Below are 17,184 nucleotides of genomic sequence, written 5' to 3'. Positions count from 1 at the left end.
TTTTCAATAAATAAAACTGTAATTTTAAATTTCATTAAACGCAGTTATTATTTGTATGGATAAACTTGTTTTATTAACTAACACGACACTCGAATTGCTTACAAAAACACGTTCGGGAGAAACTAAATTCGGCGAACATTGTAAAGTATTAGCTTCAACTAACGAAATATACGATAATATAAAAAATTTAGACGTTAATTATGTTATATTAGGTATACCTGAAGATGTCGGGGTTTATGCCAATCTCGGTAACACCGGAACTTCGAAGGCTTTTGAAGCTACAATTAAAGTTTTGTTAAATATACAAAGTAACCCTTTTACTCACGCCGATAAAGTTCTTGTTTTGGGTCATTTAGACTTTTCAGAGGAAATAATGGCGATGCCTGCTTTTGATAGAGAAAACCCGAAAGAATTAAAAAAGTTAAGGCGATTGGTTGATCAAATTGATAAAGAGGTTAGCGACGCCATTTATACCATTGTTAAAGCGGGCAAAACGCCTATTATTATTGGTGGCGGACATAATAATGCCTATGGTAATATTAAAGGCGCATCTCTCGCACTCAACCAATCTGTTAACGCCCTAAATCTTGATGCACATACCGATTTTAGAGCGCTCGAAGGCCGACATAGTGGTAATGGTTTTAGCTACGCCTACGCGGAAGGATTTTTAGATAAATACTTTATGTTCGGGTTACACGAAAATTACATATCAAATGCTATCTATGACTCCTTAAACTCAAAAAAGGCCTTAAATTATAATACGTTTGAAGACCTGGAAGTGCGAAAAAGTTTAAGTTTCAAAAACGAGTTGAAACGGGCGTTAGAACACATCGGCAAAAAGCCTTTCGGAATTGAAATAGATTGCGATGCTATAAAAAACATACCCAGCAGTGCAAAAACGCCCAGCGGTTTTTCGGTAGAAAAAGCACGACAGGTGATTCATTTCTTCGGAAAACATAAAAATGCAACATATTTACACATTTGCGAAGCCGCACCAAAGAAAAAACAAGCCACTACCGTAGGGAAACTAATCACCTATTTCATTACCGATTTTATAAACGCAAATACAAAAAACGAGTAAAATAATAGTTGTAAATTTGTCACCTATCATTTTGTGCTTCGCAATGACAACACATTATACTTTAAATTCCCAATGACTAAATGTCTTTAACAATAGTTCCTTTTACGCCCGATAACGCTGCAGCTTTTTATAACTTAAATATAGAATGGCTTAGCGCATTATTTGAAGTAGAGCCTTACGATGAAAAAGTGCTCTCGAATCCTGAAACGTATATAATTAATAAAGGCGGATTTATCTTTTTCGCTAAACTTGAGGGTACCATTGTAGGGACTTTTGCACTAATACCTTTACCTAATCAAGACGCTTACGAACTCACAAAAATGGCGGTCTCACCAGATTATCGCGGACAAAAAATTGGTCAGCAGCTTTTAGAATTTTGTATCGATTTTGCGACCCGAAAAAACGATTTCCGATTACTGTTATATTCTAGCCGTAAGTTAGAAAATGCTATTCATTTGTATAGAAAATATGGTTTTAAAGAAATTCCTGTTGAAGACCACTGTGTTTATGAGCGATGTGATATTAAAATGGAATATAAGCCAAATTAAATAAGGTTCTGTAATTGCACATATTGAAGTAAAATAACCGTTTTAGCATCTCGAATGCTGTTATCTTTTAAAAGTTGTAACGCTTCAGTGAATGGCATTTCCAAAACGGCTATCTCTTCATTTTCACCCTCCAATCCGCCGCCAGAATTTATTTTCATTTCTGGTGTATATTCGGCAACAAATAAATGCATTTTTTCGGTAATGGCACCTGGTGACATATAAACTTCCATTATTTTTATAGCGGTTGGTAGTCGGTAGCCCACTTCTTCCTCCGTTTCTCGAAGTACGCACTCAAGCGGCTTTTCATTTCCATCTATAAGCCCTGCACAAACTTCAATCGACGTCCCTTCATTTTTAGTATTCAAATACGCAGGCATTCTAAATTGTGCCGTTAAAATAACCGTTCGCTTTTCTGAATTATATAATAAAACACACGCGGCATCACTGCGATTATAGACTTCGCGAGATACCGTTCGCCATTCTTTATTTTTGAACTGAAAATCGAAATTTATCCGATTTAAAAGAGCCCATTCATTAGATAATGTGATAATTTCAACATTTTTCACTTTGTGTGTCATAGCAGAACGATTTAATTTGTTGTAAAGTGCAATATATTTATAAGCTACTAATTTTTAGTCTGAAATAAACAAATTATATTTATCCTCAAATAAAAAATAGTTAAATGAGAACCACCAATATTATAGTATTAGCGGCATTATTAAGTTTTAGCAGCTGCAAAACAGACGAAAAAACGGACGTTAAAACGGAAGACACTACAAAAACAGTAGTAGAGGCACCAAGAAAAACACCTTTAGAGATTATTCCAATAAACCACGCCACGATGAGCATTGAGTACGGTGTCGATATTATTTACGTTGATCCTGTTGGCGATTTTAAAGCTAAAAACCTTAATATGTCTCCAAGTTATATCTTGATAACTGATATTCACGAAGATCATTTTAGTTTACAAACCTTAGAATCTTTTAATTTACAGGGTACTAAAATTATAGCACCTGCGGCTGTAAAAGAAAAAATGAGCAAAAACTTGGCAGCACAGACCATTGTATTAAATAATGGAGAAATACAAGAAGCACGAAATTTCTCGGTTGAAGCGGTACCAATGTACAATCTAAGAGAAGAAGCGCTTAAATACCACCCGAAAGGACGAGGTAACGGTTATATTTTAACCTTGGGTGAACAGCGTATTTATATCTCTGGTGATACGGAAGATATTCCTGAAATGAGAGCGTTAAAGAATATTGACAAAGCATTTATTTGCATGAATTTACCGTACACTATGACGGTTAAAAGTGCGGCAGACGCTGTTGTTGCTTTTGCTCCAAGAGAGGTATACCCTTACCATTACAGAGGTACAGAGGGTTTAAGCAATGTTGAATTATTTAGAGAATTAGTATTACAAAGAAATAATAATATTGAAGTAATCCAGTGGGATTGGTATAAAACTAAAGAATAGTAATAGTCTAAATACCTAAGGTTTGTAATAAATAACTTTAGCTTTTAAATGCAAAAAGACGGTCTTTTCAGACCGTCTTTTTTTATATACAATTAGTATTTAGCGCTCTTAAAATTAGCGTACTAACTTTTTATACTTAAGACGTTTAGGCATTAAATCGCCACCCAATCGCTTCTTTTTATTTTCTTCGTATTCACTAAATCCACCTTCAAAGAAATACACTTGCGAATCGCCTTCAAATGCTAAGATATGCGTACAGATACGGTCTAAAAACCAACGGTCGTGAGAAATAACTACGGCACATCCTGCAAAGTTTTCTAATCCTTCCTCTAACGCACGAAGCGTATTCACATCTAAATCGTTAGTAGGCTCATCTAATAACAATACGTTTCCTTCTTCTTTTAAAGTCATTGCTAAGTGTAAACGGTTACGCTCTCCACCAGACAATAATTTTACTTTTTTATTTTGTTCGCCTCCAGAGAAATTAAAACGACTTAAATAAGCGCGGGAATTCACTTCTTTTCCGCCCATCATTACCAACTCTTGCTCGTCGCTAAAGTTTTGCCAAATTGTTTTTTCTGGATCAATATTAGAGTGTTTCTGGTCTACGTAAGCTATTTTTGCTGTATCCCCCACTTTAAACTCTCCTTTATCTGCCTTTTCTTCACCCATAATCATTCTGAAAATGGTTGTTTTACCTGCACCGTTTGGTCCGATAACTCCAACAATACCTGCTTGTGGTAAATTAAAGTTTAAATCTTCATATAGCAATTTGTCATCGTAAGCCTTACTAACGCCCACAGCTTCAATTACATTTGTACCTAAACGCGGTCCGTTAGGAATGTAAATCTCAAGCTTTTCGTCCAGTTGTTTTTGGTCTTGACTCATTAACTTATCGTAGTTATTAAGTCTGGCCTTCTGCTTTGTTTGTCTTCCTTTTGCACCCTGACGTACCCAGTCTAACTCGCGTTCTAATGTTTTTTGACGTTTAGAAGCTGTTTTGCTTTCTTGCGCCATACGTTTCGATTTTTGATCTAACCAAGACGAGTAGTTTCCTTTCCACGGGATACCTTCACCTCTATCCAATTCTAAAATCCAACCTGCCACATTATCTAAGAAATATCTATCGTGCGTTACAGCGATAACAGTTCCCTTATATTGTGCTAAATGGTGCTCTAGCCAATGTACAGATTCTGCATCTAAGTGATTGGTAGGCTCATCTAGCAATAACACATCTGGCTCTTGTAATAATAAGCGACACAATGCGACACGACGACGCTCTCCACCAGAAAGCACACTAATTTTTTTATCACCATCTGGCGTACGTAACGCATCCATAGCAATTTCTAATTTGGTATCTAATTCCCAAGCGTTCGACGCATCAATTTGATCTTGAAGCACAGATTGTCTAGCCATTAACTTATCCATTTTATCGGCATCGCTATACACTTCTTCTAAGCCAAACTGGTCGTTAATTTTATTATATTCGTCAAGAATAGCAACAGTTTCTGCCGCTCCTTCTTTTACAATTTCTAAAACTGTTTTCTCTTCGTCTAGTTTTGGTTCTTGCTCTAAATAACCTACTGTATAATCTTGCAAAAACGTAACATCACCTTGAAAATTATTATCAACCCCTGCTATAATTTTTAATAATGTAGATTTTCCCGAACCATTAAGACCTAAGATTCCAATTTTAGCCCCATAGAAAAAACTTAAATATATATTTTTTAGAACTGGCGTATTCGCACCAGGAAATGTCTTGGTTAAACCAGACATCGAAAAAATTACTTTTTTATCGTCAGACATATTTATTTATAATTTATTATTCATTACTCCGCTTTATTCCAAACGCTTCAATTTACATTCTCTATACTCTTCCCTTCAAGGCATTAAAAACCCATGCAATAGCAAAGAAACCAATTCCTACCGATGCAAAACCCCATCCTGCCACATCATCGTATCTAAAAGCGCCTAAAGCGATAAGCCCTAGTCCTACTATTATCATTATTGTAGTAGCCCAAGCTAGTACCGTATTTTTATTCATTGCCATTACAGTCTTCTTTTAAAATTAGTGCAACCACAAATATCGTTGTTTTAGTGATAATACGCACATTTTATAGGGCTTAATTTTTAAAATTTATAGTTAATAACCAAGGGGTAATAACCAATTATAGTGCACTCTTAAAGGTCGCTACAGCTTTTTTTAACTCCGTATTTAATGCTTCATTTATGATTTTATCTTCGGAAAAATTATCGTTAAAAAATGGCAGTGAAAACGTTTCTGTTATTGTTGCATTATGTAAAGGAAAGCGTTCTTTGGCCATTGCTAATACTGAAGAGCCACCACGACTACCAGGCGAGGTTGCCATAAGAAGCATTGGTTTATTAAAAAACGTTTTTGACTCGATACGAGACATCCAATCGAAGGCGTTTTTAAAAGCTGCTGAATACGCGCCATTATGTTCTGCTAAAGAAATGACCAACCCATCGGCTGTTTTTATTTTTTCTAATAAGCGCTTAGCATTTTCAGGAAACCCCTCTTTCACTTCTTTATCGACTCCAAATAGAGGCATTTTATAATCGTTTAAATCTAAAACTTCGGTCGTTTCCTTTTCTATTAAAGAGCAAGTGTATTCTACTAATTGCTTATTTATAGATTGTTGACTAGTACTTCCCGCAAAGGCAATAATTTTCTTCATAATATTTCGAAATTTTAATAGCAAAAGTAAACAAAATACTTTGTTTCTTTAAATATACTAAATCCACTTTTAGGACTTTCGTAGGTGTTTCAACTTTCGTACTTTAGCCAAAATATACAATTTCACACTAATGGATATCAACTTCAATAAAAACGAGGATCATAATAAGCTTCTAGTTTCAGATTTAAAAAAACGTCTTGTACATGTAAAACTTGGTGGCGGAAAGAAACGCATCGAAAAATTACACGCTCAAAACAAATTAACGGCTAGAGAACGTATTAATTATTTATTAGATTCGAAGAAACAATCTATTGAAATTGGTGCTTTTGCCGGAGACGGTATGTACGAAGAGCACGGGGGTTGCCCATCTGGTGGTGTAGTTGTTAAAATGGGTTATGTAAAAGGAAAACAATGTATTGTTGTTGCCAACGATGCCACGGTTAAAGCCGGTGCGTGGTTCCCAATTACAGGAAAAAAGAATTTAAGAGCACAAGAAATTGCTATAGAAAATAGACTTCCTATTATATATCTAGTGGATTCTGCGGGAGTTTATTTACCACTGCAGGATGAAATTTTCCCTGATAAAGAGCATTTTGGTCGAATTTTTAGAAATAATGCGATAATGAGTAGTATGGGAATTACCCAGATTGCTGCAATTATGGGAAGTTGTGTTGCTGGTGGGGCCTATTTACCAATTATGAGCGACGAGGCTATAATTGTAGAAAAAACAGGAAGTATTTTTCTTGCGGGAAGCTATTTAGTAAAAGCGGCCATTGGTGAATCTATAGATAATGAAACACTTGGTGGTGCAACAACGCACTGCGAAATTTCTGGGGTAACCGATTACAAAGCTAAAGATGATAAAGATGCTTTAGATAAAATTAAAAATATTATTGATAAAATCGGTGATTTTGACAAAGCTGGTTTTAATAGAATTGACGCTAAAAAACCTACTGAAAATCCTGAAGATATTTATGGTATTTTACCTAAATCGCGTGCCGATCAGTACGATATGTATGAAGTGATTAAACGCTTAGTAGATAACTCAGAATTTGAAGAATATAAAGCAGATTACGGAAAAACCATTATTACAGCGTACGCTAGAATTGACGGTTGGGCTGTTGGTATTGTTGCCAATCAACGTAAATTGGTAAAAACAAAAAGAGGTGAAATGCAATTTGGAGGTGTTATTTATAACGATAGCGCAGACAAATCTACACGATTTATAGCTAACTGCAACCAAAAGAAAATTCCTTTAGTGTTTTTACAAGATGTTACCGGTTTTATGGTAGGAAGTAAAAGTGAGCACGGCGGAATTATTAAAGATGGTGCCAAAATGGTAAATGCTGTTAGTAATAGTGTGGTCCCTAAATTTACGATAATTATTGGTAATAGTTATGGAGCTGGAAATTACGCAATGTGCGGTAAAGCTTACGATCCAAGATTAATCGCGGCGTGGCCAAGTGCTGAGTTAGCAGTAATGAGTGGTAAAAGTGCTGCCAAAGTATTGTTACAAATTGAAACGGCATCGCTAAAAAAGAAAGGCGAAACCATTACTAAAGAAAAAGAAGAAGAACTTTTTAATAAAATTAAAAAACGTTACGATGAGCAAGTTTCGCCATATTATGCGGCATCTCGTATTTGGACCGACGGTGTAATCGATCCTTTAGACACGCGTACTTGGATAAGTATGGGTATTGAAGCAGCAAACCACGCGCCTATAGAGAAGAAATTTAATTTAGGTGTTATTCAGGTTTAATATTGAGTAGCATTTAAGACGCAATTAGTTATAGAAAAAAAAGGAACGCATTGGCGTTCCTTTTTTTGTTGCTATTAATCTCTACTCTTATTTTATAGCTTCTACTAATCGTATAAATTCTGCCCTATACCCTGCTTTATCTGCTCCTCTTCCTGCTTTTGCTAAAGCAACAACATCTTTTGCTGTGGTGCTATTATAAAACTGAGAGTCTCTTAATTGCATTCCGAATAAAACTACCGAAGCCGCAAAACTCATATCTTCGGAAGGTGATTCAGTAGTATCTGAAGCCACGTGAATCATCTCGATACTTTTATCTCCGTCGGGTTTTTTGTATCTAAATTTTACCGTTAGCAATTCATCAGAAAACGCTGTATTTGTTTCATTTTTCGTGTATTTTAAATCGTTAAATACTTCTAAGTACTCACTTTTCACGCCTACAGGCATCACTTCGTACAATGCCGTTACCGAGTGACCGCTTCCCAATTCGCCAGCATCGATAGCGTCGTTTACAAAATCTTCATCTTCCAATAATCGGTTTTCATATCCTATTAATCGGTAGGCTTGTACCTTACTCGGGTTGAATTCCACTTGAATTTTTACATCTTTAGCAATCGTATATAGCGTGCCGCCAAATTCCTTTCCAAAGATTAATTTGGCTTCTTGCATAGTATCGATATACGCGTGATTTCCGTTGCCTTTATTAGCTAGTAATTCTAACTTATCATCTTTATAGTTCCCCATTCCGAAACCTAAAACCGATAAAAATACACCTGTTTTTCTTTTTTCTGTGATTAATTCTTCCATCGCCAAATTACTTGAAGCGCCAACATTAAAATCGCCATCGGTAGCCAAAATAACACGATTGTTTCCGTTTTTCTTAAAGTTATCAGTAGCTAATTTATAGGCTAATTCTATGCCTTGGCCACCAGCAGTACTCCCTCCGGCCGCTAAATCGTTTAAAGCTTTTAAGATTTTATCTTTATGTTTTCCAGAAGTCGGTTTTAAAACAACGCCTGCAGCTCCAGCATAAACAACAATAGATACGTTATCTTTTTCTCTTAGCTGATTAACTAACAAACTAAACGCCGATTTTAATAACGGCAATTTATTTGCTGAATTCATTGATCCCGAAACATCAATTAAAAAAGTGAGATTTGACGCCGGGATAGCCTCATTTTCATACGTTTTACCCTGCAGTCCAATTTTTACTAATCGTGTGTTTGCATTCCAAGGTGTTTTTATCTGCTCTGTATTAATAGAAAACGGAACTTCATTTTGAGGTTGTGGATAGTTATAACTAAAATAGTTCACCATTTCCTCTATTTTTACCGCATTTGCAGGAATATCTTGTCCGTTATTAATTAATCGTCTTACATTGCTATACGACGCTTTATCAACATCTATAGAAAACGTAGATAACGGAGATAGTTTTGTACGTTTAAACTTATTTTCGTGAATTTTAGTGTATTCTTCGTTGCTTAAGGCTTCTGTATGAAAAGTGGTATTAGGTGAATTAGGCGCTTTAAATTGGCTGTTTTTAGTGGTAACAACTATAACCCCATTCTTCCCTTGACTACCATACAACGCGCTACCTGCAGAACCTTTAATTACATCAACTTTATTGATTTCATTTGGGTTTAAAGAGTTCAGTGTATCATCTGTAGAAATCACACCATTTATAACAACCAAAGCCTTAGTACCCTCTCCTTTAATAGATCTGTTTCCACGAAGTACAATTTTTCTTGTACCACTATTAATCTTTACACCAGACACTTTACCCGATAGGGATTGAACAACATTAGGATGGTTAGCTCGCGTTAATTGCTCCGTACGTACTACTTGCGTGCTGTACCTAATTCTATCTTTTTTTATTTTTGTCCCCAAGGCCGTGATCACAACTTCATCTAACGACTCTTTATCAAGTTGCATCGCAAAACTTAACGTTGATTGTCTTCTTATTTTTCGTTCTTCGGTACTATAACCAACAAACGAAAACACTAAAACAACACCGCGTTCCACTGAAATAGTATATTCCCCGTCAAAATTAGTTTGCGTTCCAGAAGTTGTGCCTTTAGCCACTATAGTAACACCGGGCAACGCGAGTCCGCCTTCATCCGAAATAATTCCAGAAACGGTTTGTTGATTTTGTGCGTATAATTGCACCGAAATGAGAAAAATAAATAATGTATAGAGTCCAGTTTTCATAATCTGTGGTTTTAAAGTTTATAGTAAAACTATAACCAAAGACGCTAGAATAAAACCGATAATGAGTGAAACGCGTGTTTGAATGAGTGAACGCTAAATTATTAACTATTCAATAATGTCTGATAAAAGATACAATACCGTTTCACGTTTATAATCAAGAACAAAGAATTGACTTACGCTTTCGGACACACGGATGGATTTAGAAGAAAAAGCTGCTTTGCTATCGCCTCAAAATCATTAATAAAAGTACGACTTGATTTCGTAAAGCTATTGAATCGCTTTACCTTAAAAAGATCTTAGAAATACACTAGAAATGAAACTGTTTTTAATAAAATACTGATAAATTTTATGCCTTTTTTAAAAGGGCTAACGTTTTTTGACGTTGAATTTTTCCTGACGTCGTTTCAGCAAAAGCGTCTATAAAATAAATAGCTTTCGGTTTTTTATAATTTTCCAATACTGCAAATACTGAAGGGGTTATAATCATTTCATCACCTTCAATAACAAGAATTAACGCTTCACCTAAGCGATCATCTGCTTCTGAAGCTATAAAAAACCGAGAATGAATTTGGCGTTTTAAAGCCGCTTCAATTTGTTCGGGATGCATTTTTACACCACCAGAATTAATTACATTATCAAAACGTCCCAACCATTTAAATGTGGTTGTGGACTGTAATTCGACAATATCATTCGTCACAATTTTACTATCTAATAATAGAGGAGCTTCAATAACTAAACATTCGCGATCGTCTTGATAAATTATAATATTTGGTAGAATTTCAAAACTTAAAAGAGCGGTGTTTACAGTTGAAACCTCGGTTGTAGTCGATAAATTATTGAGCTGTTTCACGGCAATATGAGAGACTGTTTCTGTCATTCCATACGTTTCGTAAATAGTGGTTTTTAACGGCTGTATTTTATCTAATAAAGCGTTAGAGACTGGTGCGCCACCCACAATAAGTTGTTTTATATTCTGTAATCTATCCTTAGTTTTTAAGAGCTGCATTGGTACCATTGCAACGAAATCGTAGACCGTATCTCTATTAAAATCAACGTCCGATTGTGGCGAGACGCCATCTATTTCCAAGCCTAAAACCATAGCACGAACCAACATCATTTTTCCTGCAATATAGGTCGCAGGTAAACACAACAATGCTGTGCTTTTCGGTTTTAAATTGAAATAAAGTCCCGTTGCTAAAGCCGAATTAACCATCGCTTGCTTTTGTATCTCAATCGCTTTCGGCGCGCCCGTAGAACCCGATGTTTTCGCGTGTAAAACGGGACTATCTTCTAACCATTGCAAGAGAAATTCACCTATTTCCTTTTCAAAAACTGCGCCTTCTTCAATAAAAAAGTGAGCCTTTTCTTTTAAAGTTGTAGTCGTGAATGCGCTTCCATTCAGTTTAAAATGAGGATGTATCGTTTTATAATCGGGCATTCTCTATATCATTATTTACCGCTTCCGTTGGTACTTCTTCAATTTTTCCGAAAAGCTTATCCTGCCAATTATTCCATTTATAGCGTTTACTAAATATGAATAGTAGTATCGGGAACACTACAAAAACAGGTAGAATAATTTGAAAAACACTAGACTCTAAAGGGTCTGACACATCTTTTAAAATAGAATGTGTTTGAAACGCCGTCCAATCGGCTGTAACTAATAACGCCGTAAACAAGTTATTCGCCGCGTGAAAACCCAAAGCGAGCTCCAAACCTTCGTCCATTAACGTTATTATTCCCAAGAAAAAACCAGTCCCAATATAATACACCATAATAAAGTAGCCTATTTTCCCTACTTCGGGGTTAGCAATATGCATCACGCCAAAAATTACCGATGTAATCACCAATGGCAACCATCGGTTTTTTGCCATAACACCAATACCTTGCATTAAATAACCACGAAATAAATACTCTTCAAAACTGGTTTGAATTGGTACTAATACAATAGCAATAGCCGCCAAGAATAAGAAGGGAACCAACTCGAAATTGAATAAATAATGCTCCGGAGATACGATATAATCGACTAAAACTAATGCCGAGGACAAAATACCCCATAAGAAAAAGGAAAACCAGATGCGTTTCCAATCAATCTTTTTTCTAGAGGTTGTAAGCGACGTTATGGTCTGTCCGTGAATGTATTTTACCCAGAAAAACAAAGCTCCTAAAGCAATTGCCATAGGCACTAAACTTTCAATTAGAAATCGGTTTTTGCCTTTACTTGCCACTTCTTTTCTAATAATAGCATCGACATCTAAGTCTAACACTTGTATCATTAAAAACTGAAGTGCCATCATTCCTAAAAATAACCCTGGAATAATAAAATATTTCCAATATCCTAATTTCCCCGTATATGCTTGTTGAATGTAATTCATATTAATCTAAGTTAAAATCCCATGTCTTAGTTGTACTATAATGTAAAGCTCCTTTTTTCACTTCCAGAGGCGAGTCGAAATTATTAGTAAATAAATTCCCTGTCCCTAAACCTTGAGGCTTATTATTCTGTTTTAAATGCGTGTATTGTGCAATAGCGTTTAAACCGACATTACTTTCTAACGCACTCGTAATCCACCAGTCTATATTTTGGTTTTTGGCTAACTCAATCCATTCATCCGTACCTTTAAAACCGCCGACAAAACTAGGTTTTAAAATGATGTATTGCGGCTTAATATAGTGCAATAACTCTTGCTTTTTTTCTTTTGAAAACACGCCAATTAATTCTTCGTCTAAAGCAATCGGCAAAGGAGCGTGTGCACACAAATGTGCCATAGCATCCTTTTGATGTTGTTTTATAGGCTGCTCGATAGAATGTAATTGTAACTCTGCTAAGCGTTTTAATTTCTCTAACGCATTTTCTGCTGTAAATGCACCGTTCGCATCCACACGTAATTCAATATCGCTAGGTAAAAACTCTTGCCGAATAGACTTCAATAATTCTATTTCTGTTTCAAAATCGATGGCTCCAATTTTCATTTTAATACACGAAAATCCAGCGTCAATTTTAGCTTTTATTTGTTTACTCATAAACGTTTTTGTACCCATCCAAATCAATCCGTTTATAGGAATCGATGCTTTTCCTTTTGTAAATTCTGAAGGAAATAATTGAAAAGGATGCGACGCTTCTAAAGATTTAAAAGCCATTTCTAAACCTATTTGAATACTTGGGAACTCCATGTTTTTAGACCATAGAGAAGCTAATCCCTCTCCAATATTTTCGCAGGTGTATTTTAATTGTGTTTCGTAATCCGGACGGTCATCTATAGACAATCCTCTTAAAATACCACATTCGCCTACTCCCGTTTGATTGTCCTTTTTTAAAATAATGAACCACGTTTCCTTCGTTTTCAAAACGCCTCGCGATGTCCCGCTAGGCTGTTTAAATTCTAAAATATGCTTGTAATAATTTGCTTTCATAAGTCTATCAAAAATAGTTAATATTTTTTGTACTTTAGTGAGATAAGCACAAACTTTAAATGGCAGATTTTCCTGATCCTATTTTATACGCTATTCCCTTTTTTGTAATCGCAATGGGCGTGGAAATTTACGTTGTTACTAATCGTGGATTAAAGGGATACCATACTAAAGACGCCGCATCGTCTATTGCTATGGGATTAGGAAATGTATTTCTAGGCTTTTTTAGCAAACTTATTATTTTTGCCGCGTTGTTCTTTATCTATGAAAATTTTAGACTGTTTACCATTCCTATAACGTGGTGGAGTTTTGTTATCCTGTTTTTTTTGGATGATTTGTCTTATTATTGGTTTCATAGAGTTTCGCACAAATGTCGCTTGTTTTGGGCCTCGCACGTGGTGCATCATTCGTCGCAATACTATAATTTAAGTACGGCATTACGGCAAACGTGGTCGGGCGGATTTTACTCTTTCATCTTTTGGTGTTGGCTACCGTTCTTAGGATTTCATCCCGGGTTAATAGCCTTACAGATTTCCGTGAGTTTAATTTATCAGTTTTGGATTCATACCGAAGCTATCGATAAAACACCTAAATGGTTTGAAGCTGTGTTTAACACCCCATCGCATCATCGAGTACATCACGGTAGCAATCCGTTGTATTTAGACAAAAATCACGCTGGGATATTGATTATTTGGGATAAGTTCTTTGGCACTTTTCAGCCGGAGTTAAACACCGAAAAAGTAGTGTACGGTTTAGTAACAAATATAAACACTTATAATCCTTTAAAAATCGCGTTTTTAGAGTGGTCGCATTTGTTTACAGATATGTTTACCGGCAAAAAGTCACTGAAACATCGAGTACTGTATTTTTTAAAACCGCCGGGATGGAAACATAATGGTACGGGGAAATCTTCGCAAGATCTAAAAGAAGAATGGCTTAAAGACCAATTAAAATAAATGCCCTACACCCAATAAAAGAGATAGCAAAACGGTAGAAAGTGCTAATTTTTTTAATTCGGAATCTAGATCTCTGGGGCGTGTATTATTCTTAACTGTGATTATATGCTTAATTATGGGAACGTAAGCTAGAATAAACACCAAATTAAATGGCGAGGTATAGTATAAAACACCAAATACAAAAGAACTAATAAGTGCTCCAACCACTAAAAAGTAGTGATAATTTTTAGAGCGCTTAACTCCTAATTTAACCGCTTTAGTAATTTTATTAGATTTAATATCACTCTCGATATCACGCATATTATTGAGGTTTAAAACTCCTGCGCTTAACAAACCAATACTAATCGCTGGTAAAAACGTTACGTGATCTATTTGTTTGGCAAATAAAAAGTAACCACCAATAACGCTAACCAGCCCAAAAAATATAAATACAAAAATATCACCCAAACCCTTGTAACCATAAGCACTATCGCCAACCGTGTATTTTATTGCGGCTATTACAGACAGAATACCTAACACAAAAAATAAAAGAATCAACAATAGATTTTCAGAGCCAAAAGCCATGAATATTAAAAGTATAGTTAAAATGATACTTATAAAAACATTCAGTCTAATAGCATTAAGCATACTTTTTGGAGTGATTGCACCACTTTGTATAACCCGTTGCGGACCAATACGGTCGTTGTTATCTGTTCCTTTTACACCATCGCCGTAATCGTTAGCTAAATTAGATAGAATTTGATAACTTAAAGTTACCAAAATGGCAAGTAAGAAAATTAACCAATCGAAAACACCATTGTATTCGGCCAGACAACCGGCTACAATAATGCCCGAAATAGAAAGTGGTAACGTTCTTAATCTAATTGCAGATAACCAAATGGAAAATCTATTCATAAATAACCGACTATGGAATCCACTGTTTCGGGAAATTAGGCTTTCTTTTCTCTAAAAAGGCGTCTCTTCCTTCTTTAGCTTCCTCTGTCATATAGGCCAAACGTGTTGCTTCGCCTGCAAATACCTGTTGTCCTACCATACCATCGTCTGTTAAATTCATAGCGAATTTAAGCATTCTGATGGACGTTGGGGACTTTTCTAAAATTTCTTGTGCCCATTCGTAAGCCGTCGTTTCTAATTCGTCATGAGGAATTACAGCATTCACCATTCCCATATCGTAAGCTTCCTGAGCAGAATAGTCGCGACCTAAAAAGAAAATTTCACGTGCTTTTTTCTGTCCTACCATTTTTGCTAAATAGGCAGAACCGTAACCGCCATCAAAACTCGTAACATCGGCATCCGTTTGTTTAAAAATAGCGTTTTCTTTACTAGCTAACGTTAAATCGCAAACCACGTGTAAACTGTGTCCGCCTCCAACGGCCCAACCCGGAACAACAGCAATAACTGCCTTTGGCATAAAACGGATAAGACGCTGTACTTCTAATATATTTAAACGATGGTAACCATCTTCGCCAACATAGCCTTGGTGACCTCTCGCTTTTTGATCGCCTCCAGAACAGAACGAATAAATTCCGTCTTTTGTTGAAGGGCCTTCCGCAGATAATAAAACAACACCTATACTTATATCTTCTTGCGCATCGTAAAAAGCTTCGTATAATTCTTTTGTTGTTTTTGGTCTAAATGCATTTCTTACATTAGGTCTGTTAAACGCTATTCGTGCTACTCCGTTACATTTATTATAAGTGATGTCTTCAAAGTCTTTAACTTTTATCCATTTTATTTCGCTCATTACTTTCTGTTTTTTTGAACACTAAAATTCACAAACTAGCGATTTATGATTGGTTTTCATTTAAATAAATACCATCGGGTTTAATAGTGATTGTTTTTTCTTTGTATAAAGATCCGACAGCCTTTTTAAAATTCTTTTTACTCATTTGAAGTACGTCCTTTATAGCCTCGGGAGTAGATTTATCAGTTAAAGCAATAAATCCAGAATTATTTTGAAGTTCTTCAACAACTCGTTGTGCATTTGGCTCTATGTTTCTATACCCTATTTGCCCTAAAGCGATATCAATTTTATTACCTGGTCTAATTTTTTTAACGATTCCTTTTATGTTATCGCCAATACTTAACTCTTTATAAATATTATCTTTATAAATTAAGCCCGTATGTTTGTTATTTACTATAACATTCATCCCGATATCACTAGGATGAGAAACGATTAAATCGACTTCATCAAACTCAGCAACTGTTAATTCTGTATTGTCTAAAAAACGATTTGTTTTACTTGAAGCTGCTAATCGCTCTGTTTTTTCATCTAAATAACAGTGTACAAGATACCATCCTCCTTTTTTCATTGGAAACGCCTGCTCTTTAAACGGGCAGAATAATTCTTTAACCATTCCCCAATCTAAAAACGCACCATGCGGCGTTACAGCGTTACAACGTAAAACTGCATATTGGTCTCTTAAAATATAGGGTCTATCGGTTACAGCAACTAATCGCTCATTATTATCTAAATAGATAAAAACCTCTAAAGTATCTCCTAATTCAAAGGTTTCTGGAACATATCGGTTGGGTAACAACACTTCATTATCATCTTCATCGCCCAAGAACAATCCCGGTTCTGTGTCTCTTAATATTTCTAGAGTATTATATTTTCCTACTTGTATCATTTTGCAAAGATAGTTATATAAAAAAAGCGCTACAACAAATGTTGCACCGCTTATAACAAATTATTATATTTTTTATTTGTAAACAGATTCTTTTTTAAAGTGTTTTGCCAATAAATAGTAAACCACAGCTCTGTACTTGTTTCTGTTAGAACGCCCGTACGTTTCCATAACCGAATCTATACCTTTATCTAAATCTGGATTGTCATTAAGACCTAATTTTTTAATTAAGAAGTTATTTTTAACCGTTAATAATTCCGACTCATCGGTACCGGAAACAGTCGCTGCATCTTTATTATAAATTGAAGGTCCGCAGCCAATAGTTACCTTGGTTAAAAAATCCATATCTGGACTAACACCACATTTGTCTTTTAAATCTGCGGCATATTTAGTGATTAGTTCGTCACGTTTACTCATAATTATTGAT

Annotated in this window: 17 protein-coding genes; 5 read left to right on the top strand and 12 right to left on the bottom strand. The window is 35.5% G+C overall.

Annotated features, from left to right (window positions below; translation table 11 throughout):
- The first annotated feature begins 55 nt into the window (after positions 1–55).
- Both ES677_RS05650 and ES677_RS05645 read left to right on the top strand, forming a co-directional pair.
- Positions 56–1,081: a formimidoylglutamase gene (locus ES677_RS05650; RefSeq protein ID WP_211357862.1), complete on the top strand. Its 1,026-nt coding sequence runs from the start codon at positions 56–58 to the stop codon at positions 1,079–1,081.
- Between the two features lie 80 nt (positions 1,082–1,161).
- Positions 1,162–1,629, top strand: coding sequence for a GNAT family N-acetyltransferase (locus ES677_RS05645; protein WP_148370200.1), 468 nt, complete (start codon positions 1,162–1,164; stop codon positions 1,627–1,629).
- Here ES677_RS05645 and ES677_RS05640 read toward each other — a convergent pair.
- Complete coding sequence (locus tag ES677_RS05640) at positions 1,626–2,207, bottom strand: NUDIX domain-containing protein (RefSeq protein ID WP_148370199.1); 582 nt, start codon at positions 2,205–2,207, stop codon at positions 1,626–1,628. The genes ES677_RS05645 and ES677_RS05640 overlap by 4 nt on opposite strands.
- Positions 2,208–2,311: 104 nt before the next feature.
- Between ES677_RS05640 and ES677_RS05635 the strand changes: the two genes are divergently transcribed.
- Entirely contained in the window at positions 2,312–3,103 is a 792-nt protein-coding gene (locus ES677_RS05635; RefSeq protein ID WP_148370198.1) for an MBL fold metallo-hydrolase, read from the top strand.
- Between the two features lie 114 nt (positions 3,104–3,217).
- Here ES677_RS05635 and ettA read toward each other — a convergent pair whose 3' ends face one another.
- The 3 genes from ettA to ES677_RS05620 all read right to left on the bottom strand — a co-directional run bounded on the left by ettA (position 3,218) and on the right by ES677_RS05620 (position 5,802).
- A complete protein-coding gene (ettA, locus tag ES677_RS05630) occupies positions 3,218–4,909 on the bottom strand; it encodes an energy-dependent translational throttle protein EttA (RefSeq protein ID WP_148370197.1) in 1,692 nt (563 codons plus the stop codon).
- 61 nt (positions 4,910–4,970) lie between these two features.
- A complete protein-coding gene (locus ES677_RS05625; protein ID WP_148370196.1) occupies positions 4,971–5,153 on the bottom strand; it encodes a CAL67264 family membrane protein in 183 nt (60 codons plus the stop codon).
- Between the two features lie 118 nt (positions 5,154–5,271).
- Positions 5,272–5,802, bottom strand: a complete 531-nt coding sequence (locus ES677_RS05620; RefSeq protein WP_148380700.1) for an NADPH-dependent FMN reductase — start codon at positions 5,800–5,802, stop codon at positions 5,272–5,274.
- A gap of 130 nt (positions 5,803–5,932) precedes the next feature.
- Here ES677_RS05620 and ES677_RS05615 point away from each other — a divergent pair, with 130 nt between their 5' ends.
- Positions 5,933–7,561, top strand: a complete 1,629-nt coding sequence (locus ES677_RS05615) for an acyl-CoA carboxylase subunit beta (RefSeq protein ID WP_148370194.1) — start codon at positions 5,933–5,935, stop codon at positions 7,559–7,561.
- A gap of 87 nt (positions 7,562–7,648) precedes the next feature.
- Here ES677_RS05615 and ES677_RS05610 read toward each other — a convergent pair whose 3' ends face one another.
- The 4 genes from ES677_RS05610 to ES677_RS05595 all read right to left on the bottom strand — a co-directional run bounded on the left by ES677_RS05610 (position 7,649) and on the right by ES677_RS05595 (position 13,177).
- Complete coding sequence (locus tag ES677_RS05610) at positions 7,649–9,766, bottom strand: VWA domain-containing protein (protein ID WP_148380699.1); 2,118 nt, start codon at positions 9,764–9,766, stop codon at positions 7,649–7,651.
- Positions 9,767–10,112: 346 nt separating this feature from the next.
- Entirely contained in the window at positions 10,113–11,204 is a 1,092-nt protein-coding gene (locus tag ES677_RS05605) for an AMP-binding protein (protein ID WP_148380698.1), read from the bottom strand.
- Positions 11,191–12,138, bottom strand: a complete 948-nt coding sequence (locus ES677_RS05600) for a CPBP family intramembrane glutamic endopeptidase (RefSeq protein ID WP_148380697.1) — start codon at positions 12,136–12,138, stop codon at positions 11,191–11,193. Before ES677_RS05600 ends, ES677_RS05605 begins: the two co-directional genes overlap by 14 nt.
- A 1-nt stretch (position 12,139) precedes the next feature.
- Positions 12,140–13,177, bottom strand: coding sequence for an o-succinylbenzoate synthase (locus ES677_RS05595; RefSeq protein WP_148380696.1), 1,038 nt, complete (start codon positions 13,175–13,177; stop codon positions 12,140–12,142).
- A gap of 59 nt (positions 13,178–13,236) precedes the next feature.
- On the opposite strand from ES677_RS05595, the gene ES677_RS05590 reads away from it, so the two are divergent.
- Positions 13,237–14,130, top strand: a complete 894-nt coding sequence (locus ES677_RS05590) for a sterol desaturase family protein (protein WP_148380695.1) — start codon at positions 13,237–13,239, stop codon at positions 14,128–14,130.
- Here the strand turns inward: ES677_RS05590 and menA are convergent.
- From menA to ES677_RS05570, 4 genes are all read right to left on the bottom strand, one after another.
- The gene (gene menA / locus ES677_RS05585) at positions 14,122–15,024 is read right to left on the bottom strand and encodes a 1,4-dihydroxy-2-naphthoate octaprenyltransferase (RefSeq protein ID WP_148370188.1); all 903 of its coding nucleotides are present in this window, start codon (positions 15,022–15,024) and stop codon (positions 14,122–14,124) included. The two genes, ES677_RS05590 and menA, sit on opposite strands and share 9 nt — an antisense overlap.
- Before the next feature lie 10 nt (positions 15,025–15,034).
- Complete coding sequence (locus tag ES677_RS05580) at positions 15,035–15,874, bottom strand: 1,4-dihydroxy-2-naphthoyl-CoA synthase (protein WP_148380694.1); 840 nt, start codon at positions 15,872–15,874, stop codon at positions 15,035–15,037.
- A gap of 43 nt (positions 15,875–15,917) precedes the next feature.
- Positions 15,918–16,760 (bottom strand): CvfB family protein, encoded by an 843-nt coding sequence (locus tag ES677_RS05575; protein WP_148380693.1) that lies wholly within the window; start codon positions 16,758–16,760, stop codon positions 15,918–15,920.
- Positions 16,761–16,832: 72 nt separating this feature from the next.
- Positions 16,833–17,174: a DUF2853 family protein gene (locus ES677_RS05570; protein WP_148380692.1), complete on the bottom strand. Its 342-nt coding sequence runs from the start codon at positions 17,172–17,174 to the stop codon at positions 16,833–16,835.
- Positions 17,175–17,184: the final 10 nt, after the last annotated feature.

This window comes from Bizionia gelidisalsuginis (assembly GCF_008086185.1).
GTDB classification, from domain to species: Bacteria; Bacteroidota; Bacteroidia; order Flavobacteriales; family Flavobacteriaceae; genus Bizionia; species Bizionia saleffrena.
Note: the sequence above shows the minus strand (reverse complement) of the source record. Positions and strands in the feature narration are given on the sequence as shown.

Bases quoted from the DNA above. Each gene is read 5' to 3' on its own strand.
- ES677_RS05650 (WP_211357862.1), top strand. From the start codon at position 56: ATGGATAAACTTGTTTTATTAACTAACACGACACTCGAATTGCTTACA.
- ES677_RS05645 (WP_148370200.1), top strand. From the start codon at position 1,162: ATGTCTTTAACAATAGTTCCTTTTACGCCCGATAACGCTGCAGCTTTT.
- ES677_RS05640 (WP_148370199.1), bottom strand. From the start codon at position 2,207: ATGACACACAAAGTGAAAAATGTTGAAATTATCACATTATCTAATGAA.
- ES677_RS05635 (WP_148370198.1), top strand. From the start codon at position 2,312: ATGAGAACCACCAATATTATAGTATTAGCGGCATTATTAAGTTTTAGC.
- ettA (WP_148370197.1), bottom strand. From the start codon at position 4,909: ATGTCTGACGATAAAAAAGTAATTTTTTCGATGTCTGGTTTAACCAAG.
- ES677_RS05625 (WP_148370196.1), bottom strand. From the start codon at position 5,153: ATGGCAATGAATAAAAATACGGTACTAGCTTGGGCTACTACAATAATG.
- ES677_RS05620 (WP_148380700.1), bottom strand. From the start codon at position 5,802: ATGAAGAAAATTATTGCCTTTGCGGGAAGTACTAGTCAACAATCTATA.
- ES677_RS05615 (WP_148370194.1), top strand. From the start codon at position 5,933: ATGGATATCAACTTCAATAAAAACGAGGATCATAATAAGCTTCTAGTT.
- ES677_RS05610 (WP_148380699.1), bottom strand. From the start codon at position 9,766: ATGAAAACTGGACTCTATACATTATTTATTTTTCTCATTTCGGTGCAA.
- ES677_RS05605 (WP_148380698.1), bottom strand. From the start codon at position 11,204: ATGCCCGATTATAAAACGATACATCCTCATTTTAAACTGAATGGAAGC.
- ES677_RS05600 (WP_148380697.1), bottom strand. From the start codon at position 12,138: ATGAATTACATTCAACAAGCATATACGGGGAAATTAGGATATTGGAAA.
- ES677_RS05595 (WP_148380696.1), bottom strand. From the start codon at position 13,177: ATGAAAGCAAATTATTACAAGCATATTTTAGAATTTAAACAGCCTAGC.
- ES677_RS05590 (WP_148380695.1), top strand. From the start codon at position 13,237: ATGGCAGATTTTCCTGATCCTATTTTATACGCTATTCCCTTTTTTGTA.
- menA (WP_148370188.1), bottom strand. From the start codon at position 15,024: ATGAATAGATTTTCCATTTGGTTATCTGCAATTAGATTAAGAACGTTA.
- ES677_RS05580 (WP_148380694.1), bottom strand. From the start codon at position 15,874: ATGAGCGAAATAAAATGGATAAAAGTTAAAGACTTTGAAGACATCACT.
- ES677_RS05575 (WP_148380693.1), bottom strand. From the start codon at position 16,760: ATGATACAAGTAGGAAAATATAATACTCTAGAAATATTAAGAGACACA.
- ES677_RS05570 (WP_148380692.1), bottom strand. From the start codon at position 17,174: ATGAGTAAACGTGACGAACTAATCACTAAATATGCCGCAGATTTAAAA.